We start from the raw sequence: 11586 nt of genomic DNA on the forward strand, positions 1-11586 counted from the left end.
GTGACACAAGACCCCGTGGTCAAGCCACGGGGTGACATTAGGATACAAAAAACTATGAATAAACCATTATTTGATAAAATTTTAATTGCTAATCGTAGCGAAATCGCCGTTAGGATAATACGTACCTTAAAAAAGATGGGGATAAAGTCGGTTGCAGTATATTCTGAAGCAGATACAAACTCAATGTATGTGCAGCATGCAGATGAGGCTTATTATATAGGTGATTCCCCTGCAACGGAAAGTTATTTATCTATTAAAAATATTATTTCGGCGATTCGTGAAAGTGGCGCCAGCGCAGTACATCCAGGTTACGGTTTTTTATCAGAAAATCCAAATTTTGCCAATATTCTTAAAAGAGAAGGTGTTGTTTTAATAGGACCGAGTGCCGGAACTATTAAAAAAATGGGTGATAAAATCGAAGCAAAAAAGATAGCGATAGAAGCCGGAGTTAGCACCGTGCCAGGTTATATGGGAACTATAAACGATGTTAAACAAGCTATAGATATTGCTAAAGAGATTGGTTTTCCGGTAATAGTAAAAGCGGCTGCCGGCGGCGGTGGGCGTGGTATGAGAGTAGTGAATAATCCCGCTGAAATGGCCAATGCTTTTGAGTCGGCAAAGCTTGAAGCAGCCAATAGTTTTAGTGACGATAGATTATTTATTGAGAAGTTAATTCAAACTCCCCGTCATATCGAAATTCAGCTCATTGCCGATCAATACGGCAATAGTGTATGTCTCGGAGAGCGGGAATGTTCAATACAGCGTCACCATCAAAAAGTAATTGAAGAAGCACCAAGTTCTTTTATTACTGAAGATATAAGGCAAGAAATGTATCGGCAGGTAATATCCTTATCTCAAAAAGTGGGATATTATTCGGCCGGTACCGTTGAGTTTATAGTAGATAGCAATAAAAATTTCTATTTTTTAGAGATGAATACTAGGTTGCAAGTCGAGCATCCTGTTACTGAGCTAATTACCGGTATAGATATCGTTGAAGAGATGATACAAATCGCAGCCGGCGAGAAATTATCATTTACGCAAGATGATGTAAAATTAAAAGGTTGGGCATTTGAATCACGAATTTGTGCCGAAAACCCAAGCCGAGGTTTCTTACCTTCTAGCGGTAGAATTACAGCTTATTCCGAACCTGCAAAGAGTCCTAATATCCGTATAGATACAGGGATTGGGCTTGGCGGCGAAGTAAGTATGTTTTATGACTCAATGATTGCAAAATTATGTACTTACGGTGAAACAAGAGAGCAGGCAATTGAGCTAATGCATTCTGCTTTGAGTTCTTATATAATTAACGGTATTGCTCATAATATCAGTTTCTTAGAAGCGGTAATGCTACATCCACGCTTTGTTAGCGGCGATATTTCTACTGCCTTTATTCAAGAAGAATATCCTGACGGTTTTTCTGGAGCTAGTCTAACTTCAGAAGTAACTACCGTATTTTTAGCAACGGCTATTTTTATTTATATATCGGAGCAAAGACGTGCTTCTTTAATTTCCGGCAATATTAACAATCAGGCTAACAAAATAGGTACAAGGTGGGTAGTAACTATCGATGATAAACTATTTCCCGTATTAATTACACCTGTTGAAAACGGCTATAATATACGTCACGAAAGCGATAGAATATATATTCGTAGTAACTGGAATTTAGGTAATGAACTTTTTACGGCTATAATTAATGGTAAAAAGACAAATGTGAAAATTGAGAATATCAGAACCGGTTATTTATTATCGCATGCCGGTATTAGCGTAAAGGCCTTTGTACGCTCTCCTCGTATATCAGAACTTGAAGCGTTGATGGTCTCAAAAGTAGTGGTGGAAGAAAGCTCCGAACTACAAGCTCCTCTAAGCGGTCAGATTGCTGCGATAAAGGTGAAAGAAGGGCAGGAAGTGACGGCAGGACAAGAAATTATGATTTTAACTGCTATGAAAATGGAAAACCTGATTCTTGCTGAAAGAGACGGAAAAATAGCTAAAATTTTTGTTAATGAAAAGGATAATGTTGTAAGAGGGCAGGTATTATTAGAATTTGCTTGATATATTATGTTCTGTAAAGGAAAATTCAATTATTTATATTTTCAGATATTTTTTAGCGAAAATTAATAAGATGTTTGCAGTAATAGTTGTTCCTATTTCAAAACAATCTTATAATTTGCAGCAAAGAAGAGCAAAAATAGATTAATTTAAGTTTCCTTCACAGAACATAATATATTGTTTTTCGCTTATAATTCGCTACTATAGTAAACTCAGCTCCATTTTATGAAAAGCGTAAGGGTAGAGCCTATATATTAATAGGCAAGACAACGAACAACGAAGTACAAAATGGAGATCAGTTTACTATATTCATTTATTTAGAATTAATTAAGTCAAAATTTTTCTCAATAACTGAAATATTTGAGCTAGCTTTTTCAAATAGATAATGATCTTTGTTTACCTTATTATATGCCTCTACAGCTTCTATAAATTCTTCTTGATTAAGGTAACACTCTCCTAAATAATATTGTGCTTCTTGATAATAATTAGAGCTTTTGTGTATTTTACTATACATGTCTATAGCTTCTTTATAATTTCTCATTCCTAAAATCATTATTTCCTTCCGTAAGATTTGGATGAGCCATGGTTCCTCCGTATTTTAATTAGATTTTTTTATAAAAAAGTATATATTATCATGAAATATGATTCTCATGTTTCGTGGTAATATATATCTAATAAATATGCAAGAGGTTTTGTCATCATTGTGAGGAAAAATTGTAAGTTTTGATTAAGCAATATAGTTAAAAATACTAATATTATTAGTATTTTTAACTAGACCCCGTGGACAAGCCACAGGGTAACAATTAGGAAACTGGTCCACGCAACAACGTTTATGCGGGAATGACATAAGAGCAGGCAATGAAGCAATCTTATTGTAGGAATGACATTATTAAAGCTCAGAATCAAATATTTTTATATCACCGCCTAAAGACGTTTCTTCATCAAGTCCCTCAAGGGCAAAAGTGCGAAATATACCTGATTTAGAAGGAGTGTGTTCTAACCTAGAGCCTGTGTTAGGTTTTTCAGTTTCAACCTTAAAATCAGAAACATAGCCCTCGTCTTCTACTACAGTATTTGTATTTATTGGAATTTTCTTCCCGCTAGAATAATCTTCTAACAGTGCTTTAATTTCTGCGAAATTTTGTAAATCTTTAGATAGTTATTTTTTGAATTTAGAAAATTTTTGCTTTATTTGTTCTGATGATAAATTCTTATATCCGTCATAATGTGATGATATACTTGTTTTTGATATCCTCTCTAATATATATTGGTGGTTAGGATTATTAGCGTTTTCACACAATGTAGAAATCTCAGTGATTTGGGTTAGTTGACACGATACATCGCTATGTAAGTTATCTTTTTCCCATCCTTTAACATTATAGTTAGCACCGTGTTTAAGTAAATATTTTACTATTGTGACCTGCCCATACTCTGATGCAAGCATTAAAGGTGATACATCTGTATTGCCGTTAATCGTTGCCCCTGCATCTAATAATGTTTTTACCGCATTTAAATTACCGTATATTATTGCTACTTCTAGAGCTACATCTAAATTAGCATTTTTAGATAAAAGATACTTTGCAATTTCTTTTCTATTTTTTAAATTTCGCGGCACTTAATGGTGTGTTAAAACGATATTCAGTATTAACATCAAAACCTTATATTTCAACAAATTTTTTAATTACTGCAAGCTTATTTTCGTTTATTGCTTTAAAAAAGATTTGCTTATGAAGATCGTTTACATTTTGACCACCTTGTGCTGCTTCTTCTAAGGTTGTATTTAAATAAGTTGCTCCTTTTAATATTTGTAAGGTTCTTCCAAACCGGCAGTAACATTTATTGTATTAGAACCATAATGACTAAAATTTACATTCGCTTCTTTTTCTTCTACAAAATACTTTACTAAAATTAAACTTTTATTGTGTATTGCTTGTATTAGGCTGGGATTAGGTTCAAACGTAAGATGATTAAGTAAATATTCAGCTTGTGCATTATTGTTTTTAAGTGCAAATTCTAATGCTTTGTATTTCTTTGCAATGTAAGGTCTTCCATGAGATTTATTTTATTTAAATTCGGATCATCTAAGCTAGCTATAATATTTAATTCTGTCCCGTCTTTAGGATGAAACGCATCAAAATATTGTTTTAAATACCCTAGAGTTATTACATTTTCTGTTTTAGTAGTTTCCGGCTTAGTAGTTCTTTTAATTTGAGAACCCCCTGGAGCTGTGGAGGAGTTGTGCATGATAATTTACCTTAAATTAATTTATAGCGTGCGTACTATAGATTAATCTAAGTAAATTATCAATATCTTAATTGATAGTAAAATAATTTACGATTTCTTAACTTTAAGTTGTATTTGATGGTTCTCTAATTCTACTTTACTTACATAATCAGGCGTGAAATTTTTAGCAAACTCGCCTAAAGTTTGTTCTTTAATAAAGTCTCCATAATTATCAATTATCTTAGATAAATCAAACTCGCTTATTATCTCAATTAAAATCCTGTCAGTGATAGAGAAATCAGCATCTTTTCGAGCCTGTTGTATAAAGCGTACAATGTCTCTTGCGTATCCTTCTGCTCTTAACTCAGGTGTTAGCTCTAAATCAAGTATTAACAAGCTACTATTATTCTCAAAACTTGCTGCTCCTTTGATATGTGAATACGGCTCTAAAACTAGCTTATATTCGTCACTATTTAAGGTTTCACCGCATATAGCTAAACCGCCCGCGATAGCTTCCCACTCACCTTTTTTAGAAGCGGCTATAATCTCTTTCATTTTATGCGGCAAACGTTTACCAAGCATTGGGAAATTAATCGATAGTTTTTTGCTTGCGTAATTCTCTAGATCGTCACGATAAATTACCGCCTTAACATTAATTTCATCTTTAATTAAATCTTCAAAGTCTTTGAGGTTGTTATTATGTTTACTGATAATAGCTATGCTAGCAAGTGGCTGCCTTACCCTGATATTTTCAGTGCTTCGGATAAATAGGCTATTACTGCAAATATCAAGCACGTTATCCATAGTAGCAACCAGCTCGTGATTTATTTCAAAGTCTGAGAGAGTAGGGTAGTTGCAGAGATGTACGCTAATCGCGTCATTGCGAGGCACTGAAAGTGCCGTGGCAATCTTATGAGATACTCCTGAAATTGCTTTGTCAAGATTTGTGTCTTTCCTCGCAATGACGTTTGATTTTCCTGAGAGTACCATGTCGTTACGCTCCTCACAATGACGTAATCCCTTATATATCGCTTCCGAAATTATAGGCACTAGTGCCGACATCGCAATAGCCATGGTGTCTAAACATGAATATAGAGTATTATAAGCATTTTGCTTATCTGTATCTTTTTCGCTTTTCCAAAATCTAGTTCGGCTTCGTCTTATATACCAGTTATTCAACACTTCAAAAAATTCTGAAACTGCATGATAAGCTGTTTGCGTATCGAAATTATCTAAGCTCTCTTCAATTTTTTGTACGGCTATTTTAAGCTTAGATAATATATAAACATCAAGTACGTTTTTAGAGCTAAAATTAAGCTTGCCTTTAAGCGAATCAGCATTAGCATACATCGTAAAGAAATGGTAAGCATTCCATATAGGTTTGATAAATAGACGAAGCGTATCAAATACCATTTTGCCGTCTTTATCAATTAATAGCTCCTGACCTTTAACCACGTTTGAAGATAACATTGTAACTCTTAAAGCGTCAGAGCCGTATTTATCAAATAGCTCCAGCGGATCGGCGTAGTTATTAAGACGCTTTGAAAGTTTTTGACCTGTAGCGTCTAAAATTACGCCGTGGCATATACAGTTTAAAAACGGTGGGCGATCAAATAAAGCGGTAGATAGCACCATTAAGGTATAAAACCATCCGCGTGTTTGAGCTGAATACTCAACTATAAAATCAGCCGGAAAATGATCCTCAAACCACTCTTTATTTTCAAAAGGGTAATGGGCTTGTCCATATGGCATTGAACCGCTTTCAAACCAGCAATCAAACACGTCTTCTATTCTACGCATTGTTGATTTACCGGTTGGATCGTCGGGATTTGGTCTTGTCAGTTCATCGATAAACGGACGATGTAAATCAGTAACTTTAACACCAAAATCTTTCTCTAATTCCTCTATAGAGCCGTAAACGTCTATGCGTGGATATTTTGGATCATCGGACTTCCATACAGGCAGCGGCGTTCCCCAGAATCTATTACGGCTTATCGACCAATCACGAGCATTTTCAAGCCACTTACCAAATAAATTATCTTTAACATGGAAAGGTATCCAGTTAATTTGCTGATTTAACTCTACAATTCTATCTTTAAACTGCGTAACCTTTACGTACCATGACGGAACAGCCTTATATATAAGAGGCGTATCTGTTCGCCAGCAATGAGGATAATTATGAATATACTGCTCGGTTTTTAGCCAATTTCCTTGCTCTTTCAGTTTGATTATTATTTTGTCATTTGCATCAAATACTTGTAAGCCTTCTAAATCAGGAATTTCTTTAGTGAATTTACCGCTATTATCAACAGGACAAACAAGCTCAATACCTTTCGATTCACAAAGTATTTGGTCATCTTCACCAAAGCCTGGAGCCATATGTACGACTCCCGTGCCGTCACCCTCAACTACGAAATCGCCTGCAAATATCTTGAAGCTGTTTGGATGATTTTCGAAATAGTCGAATAAAGATTTATAGTTCAATCCTTGAAGTTCTGAGCCTTTAATTATCTCAAAATTTTCTTCACCGCTAAGTCCTAATTCTTTAGCATATTTAGAGACGGAAGAGGCAGCTATTATATAACAAATATCATTTTTAGGGACTAATGCATAATCTATATCACTACCGACTGCTAAGGCTAAATTTGACGGCAATGTCCAAGGTGTCGTCGTCCAAGCGAGTATACGGTATTCTTTAAAAGATCCTGTGGTCGTAGCCACGGGATGACATAGTACAAAACTCACCGTTACAGCTTTATCGGCTCGCTCACGATAAGAATTATCAAGTCTTGTTTCAAAATTAGAAAGCGGTGTTTCGCATGCCCAAGAATAAGGCATTACCCGCATAGATTCATACAATAGCCCCTTATTATATAACTCCTTAAATGCCCAAAGTACGGATTCCATAAAATTCTTATCCATCGTTTTATAAGAATTTTTAAAATCCACCCATCTTGCTTGACGAGTTACATATTCTGCCCAATCATTAGCATATTTCATTACCGAAGCTCTGCAATGTGCATTAAACTTCTCTATACCAAAATTAGCTATTGCAATATGTCCTGAAATGCCAAGTTCTTTCTCTGATTGCATTTCAGCAGGAAGACCGTGACAGTCCCAGCCAAAGCGACGCTCGACTTTCTTACCTTTTACGGTTTGGTATCTAGCATATACGTCTTTAATAAAGCCGGTAAGCAAATGACCGTAATGCGGCAAACCGTTTGCAAAAGGCGGGCCGTCATAAAAAATAAATTCTGATTCTCCATTTCTATCATCAATAGATTTTTGGAATATATTATTGTCTTGCCAAAATTTTAGTATCTCTCGCTCTAAGCCTGCAAAATCAGCATTCGAGCTAACTTCAGGATAATATTTAGTATTTGTCATTATTTTAGAAATTATTTTTAAAAATATCTTAATTATATGCAAGAGAGGTCATAATACAAGAATTTTTAAGGTATTTAAGAAAGTAATAAGGTGTATTACAGATTAAAAGATGATATAGAAATTTTGTCTAACTCAATTCATTTCACTATTAGTTACTACCTATCGTTTCAGCTTCATAAGCCTATAATATTTGTGCTTCGTATCCTAAATACTTCCACTCTTCGTTTCAATATTTAAACATTACTTCAATTCTAGTATATTTTGTTAAATCGCTAAGGCACTGTGCTTTAGAATCACTTTCTACTTTATTACTTAAATTTAGTAGGAGCTTTTGTTTTTGCTCTAATTAATAGTTTTAAGAGCTAGCAAAATCGCAGATTTTAAATATTAAATTCTTTATTGTTATCTGTATACTATTAATATCTTCATTATATTTCACTTCGTTAAATTTTTTCACTTGAATCTCTTTATACTCAGGTACATTCTTATATTTAGTAACAGTACGGCTCTTTCTCGTCTCTTTCTCTATCCGTGCTTTTTTATAAATTGGTTCATAGCCCTTAATTTGCATTCATACGTTATAATTTAATAGTTGGATATATAAATTGGTTTTGCTAAAGAAATATCATCATAAGTTTTTAATTTTTTCCTAGGTGGATAAGTATATATTGGCTTCGGCTCGATTTGTTTAGTTTCTTCTATAAGCTCTTTTTCTAAATATTGTTGTTCTTCGGTATAGGCGATTTATTTTAAACCTACATATTTCTTTTCTGTTTTATAAGAATAATATTTGTCATCATTTATCTTCTCTTGAAGATCTAAATTATTTTTATACGCTTTAGCAAGTTCAGAGAAAAGTATCTTTAGTGTTTTTGAATTTTCACCGAAATAACTTATAGAGATAACTTGATTATTAACTAATGTTCTATCATGTTCTTTATTAGAACATTCTTTTTTAAATTGAGTTTTCATATTATGTGAATTAGCGAATCACAACAATATTGCAACTTAATTGTAAGCTAGCCCAAGCTTTGTCTGCTGTATATATCGGATAATTTTTCCTGTCCTTTTTCTTCCGCAAGTAAAGCCATCAAGGAAGAAGAATCAAGAATTATTGTTATGAGAAGACATTATTGGGTTACAAGTTAAAATTTAGAATTTTCTTTATTCGCTTCTTGATATTTCTGCTTTAAAAATTCATTAACAAATGATTCTGATTTAGAACCATGTTGTTTAAACAATGCTTGAGCTTCTTTTACAGCCTTATGACAAGTGATTAAATGTAATTCATTATTAACTTTATTTATAAGTTTCAATAGCATTTTTATATTTGATATGGAGTTAATATTACCCATTAAGCATATCTACGTAAACATTCTAACTATGGGGATCTTTGAAGGAGCGAGTAATTTTTTTATCTGTGAGAAAGTTTTTACTATATTTGCTACGGCAGTCTCAATCAATTTATCGGTTTCAATATAATTTTCCGATTCGTCTTGGATATAAAAAAGAATAGATGAAACATAAACTGAGAGCAATAAGCTTCTTTTTGTATAATAGTTAAAATCAAAAGATTTATCACCGGCATAACGCCAAATAGCATCACAACTACGGAATGCAACTTCAGTTCCTTGTATTGGATTTAATGCAAAATAAGCGGCATTCTTACTATGAATAATAGGCAGTACGGTTTTGACCCTAATCTTTACGGCTAAAGATATTTTTTCTCTTATTTTTGATGGTTCTGCTATTATCTTTAAGCTTTCTAGCATAATATTATCTAAATACTCTTCCAAGAATCCTACTATTTCGGATAAACCTTCTGGAAAAACTATTAAGCTATAGCCTTTTGTGAAACCGCATTTTTCTTCTGCTTCTTTGAGTAGTTTATTATTCCATTCATTAAACGGTAATAATTCTAATAAAGATTGCACGAAGCTTATTTTTTTGATATGGTGTTCTTCTTGAATGCTCATATTTTTAACCTTGACATATAACTGAATTATAGGGTATAGTTCAATAAACCACAATATCTTTTAAGGAGAGTAATTTTAGTGATATTAGTAAATGTTCACGCCGGTAATTGTGATAATACGCTTAAGAATTTTAAGAAAAAGCTACAAAGAGAGCTTTATTTTCGTAAGATGAAAGAACAGCGTTATTATGAAACACCTTCAGCGAAGCGTGTTCGTAAAGCACAAGAAGCAGCAAGAAGACAGAGAAAATTTGCTCGTAAAAAAATGTTTGATGAATAAAATTTCAAACAATTTTCATACTAAATATAAAGCTAGAAATATTATATATTTCTAGCTTTTTTTATTGTCATCTAGTTGCTTGACCATGTGTTGTACGAACGTTCAAGATGTTATTCCTGCGAAAGCAGGAATCCAAAAAATAGCCATACAAAATTTTACGTATTTGATGAAATAAATATAATAAAAAAACAAGTTTTTATATGTTTGACTGGATTCCCGCTTCTGCGGGAATAACATAAAAACAATCAATGCAACAACACCCCGCTTTTGCAGAAATGACAATAAGGTACTTAAAACTTGAAATATTTTCAATTAGCTTTTTTTTTATGTTATAAAGAACTGTTATAGTCATATAAACAGTATCTATGCTTAGTTATCTTAAACAAAATTTACGTTCTTATTTTTCTAGTAGAGTACTAATTTGTACTTTAGCAACAGCAGCTATTATTTTTGCTTGTGCTACTTTTTATGTGATATCTTTAGAATCAAAGAATTTTAGTACGATTATTGGATTTTTATTAGTTGATTTAGCAATTTTTTTAATTTTAGGTGTTTTACTAACTCAAAAATTTTTTACTAAAAATAATAATAACGATAGTTCTAAATTACAAAATCGTATTGTAATTGCCTTTAGTTTAGTTGCAGCTATTCCAACTATAATTGTTTCGGTATTTTCTGTTTATTTTTTTAATCTTAGTGTTCAAGCTTGGTTTGATAAGAAGATTTCTACGGTTCTTGATCAATCTGTGATAGTTGCAGAATCTTATATTGCCGAGCATAAATTACAGCTCAAAGAAACGGCTTTAGCCGTTGCTGAAGATTTAGGCGATATGTATTACGATTTAATTCACAATCCCGCTTTATTTACTAAAACACTTAATACTGAAGCAGAGATGCGTTCGCTTGATGAGGCTATAGTTTTAAACAAATCTACTAATACTATAGTAGCTAATAGTTATTTAAGTTTTTCATTATCATTTGCAACTATCCCTGCACATTTAATTAAAAAAGCGGATTTAGGTGAACCGGTGGAAGTAAAATCCGATCCAACCACAATAAGGATGCTGATTAAATTAAAAGAGTATAATGATGTGTATTTATTAGTCGGTAGATTAGTAGATAATAAAATTATCGACCATGTAGATGCAACTAACGGAGCAGCTGCCGAGTATAATAGCCTTAAAAATGAAATAGATAATATACAGATTAAGTTCTCTATAATGTTTATCTTTATTGCCTTATTACTGCTTTTTGTAGCTATAAGTTTCGGGGTTATATTTACTGCTAAAATAGTAAAACCTATTAAAAAATTAGTTACTGCAACCGATAACGTTAAAGACGGCGATTTAACGGTACAAGTGCCTGAAAATGAAGTAGATAAAGACGAAATAGGCACGCTTTATGTGGCATTTAATAGAATGATTAAGCAGCTTTCTCGCCAGCAGCGTGATTTAGTTATAGCACAGAGGGCTATGGCTTGGTCGGATGTTGCAAAAAAAGTAGCCCATGAAATCAAGAATCCGTTAACTCCTATTTTACTTGCTTCTGAAAGATTGCTGAAGAAATTTAGCCCTGAAATTAAGGAAAGGGTAGAATTTGAAAATTATTTAAAAATGATTATTCGCCATACTAACGATATTAAAAATATAGTATCCGAATTTGTTCTTTTTGC

10 protein-coding genes and 2 pseudogenes (1 of these 12 running past the window's edge) are annotated in these 11586 nt (G+C 33.1%); 3 read left to right on the forward strand and 9 right to left on the reverse strand.

Annotated features, from left to right (window positions below):
• The first annotated feature begins 54 nt into the window (after positions 1–54).
• A complete protein-coding gene (locus RJP_RS04755) occupies positions 55–2052 on the forward strand; it encodes an acetyl-CoA carboxylase biotin carboxylase subunit (protein WP_014120950.1) in 1998 nt (665 codons plus the stop codon).
• A gap of 310 nt (positions 2053–2362) precedes the next feature.
• On the opposite strand, the gene RJP_RS04760 is transcribed toward RJP_RS04755, so the two are convergent.
• The 9 genes and pseudogenes from RJP_RS04760 to RJP_RS04795 all read right to left on the reverse strand — a co-directional run bounded on the left by RJP_RS04760 (position 2363) and on the right by RJP_RS04795 (position 9635).
• Positions 2363–2590 carry a tetratricopeptide repeat protein gene (locus RJP_RS04760; RefSeq protein ID WP_014120952.1) on the reverse strand — a complete coding sequence of 76 codons (228 nt, stop codon included), beginning with the start codon at positions 2588–2590 and terminating at the stop codon, positions 2363–2365.
• A gap of 708 nt (positions 2591–3298) precedes the next feature.
• Positions 3299–3664 (reverse strand): annotated as a pseudogene (locus RJP_RS08090) (ankyrin repeat domain-containing protein); the annotation flags it as partial.
• Positions 3665–3707: 43 nt separating this feature from the next.
• A pseudogene (locus tag RJP_RS09855) lies at positions 3708–3958 on the reverse strand (hypothetical protein).
• Between the two features lie 104 nt (positions 3959–4062).
• Entirely contained in the window at positions 4063–4293 is a 231-nt protein-coding gene (locus RJP_RS04770) for a hypothetical protein (RefSeq protein WP_014014591.1), read from the reverse strand.
• An 87-nt stretch (positions 4294–4380) separates the two neighbouring features.
• Complete coding sequence (gene ileS, locus RJP_RS04775) at positions 4381–7659, reverse strand: isoleucine--tRNA ligase (RefSeq protein WP_024704616.1); 3279 nt, start codon at positions 7657–7659, stop codon at positions 4381–4383.
• 355 nt (positions 7660–8014) lie between these two features.
• Positions 8015–8230 (reverse strand): hypothetical protein, encoded by a 216-nt coding sequence (locus RJP_RS10645; RefSeq protein ID WP_225981241.1) that lies wholly within the window; start codon positions 8228–8230, stop codon positions 8015–8017.
• Positions 8231–8403: 173 nt separating this feature from the next.
• Positions 8404–8631, reverse strand: a complete 228-nt coding sequence (locus RJP_RS04785) for a hypothetical protein (protein ID WP_024704617.1) — start codon at positions 8629–8631, stop codon at positions 8404–8406.
• A gap of 173 nt (positions 8632–8804) precedes the next feature.
• Entirely contained in the window at positions 8805–9014 is a 210-nt protein-coding gene (locus RJP_RS04790; protein WP_014120954.1) for a hypothetical protein, read from the reverse strand.
• A 9-nt stretch (positions 9015–9023) separates the two neighbouring features.
• Entirely contained in the window at positions 9024–9635 is a 612-nt protein-coding gene (locus tag RJP_RS04795; RefSeq protein ID WP_024704618.1) for a COQ9 family protein, read from the reverse strand.
• 78 nt (positions 9636–9713) lie between these two features.
• Here RJP_RS04795 and rpsU point away from each other — a divergent pair, with 78 nt between their 5' ends.
• Positions 9714–9914 (forward strand): 30S ribosomal protein S21, encoded by a 201-nt coding sequence (rpsU, locus tag RJP_RS04800; protein WP_012148483.1) that lies wholly within the window; start codon positions 9714–9716, stop codon positions 9912–9914.
• A gap of 365 nt (positions 9915–10279) precedes the next feature.
• On the forward strand, positions 10280–11586 hold the 5' portion of the coding sequence (locus tag RJP_RS04805; RefSeq protein ID WP_014120956.1) for a sensor histidine kinase NtrY-like. Its footprint extends 493 nt past the window's final position; only the first 1307 of its 1800 coding nucleotides appear in the window; it begins with the start codon at positions 10280–10282; the stop codon falls past the right edge of the window.

The sequence above is a fragment of the Rickettsia japonica YH genome (genome assembly GCF_000283595.1).
GTDB classification, from domain to species: Bacteria; Pseudomonadota; Alphaproteobacteria; order Rickettsiales; family Rickettsiaceae; genus Rickettsia; species Rickettsia rickettsii.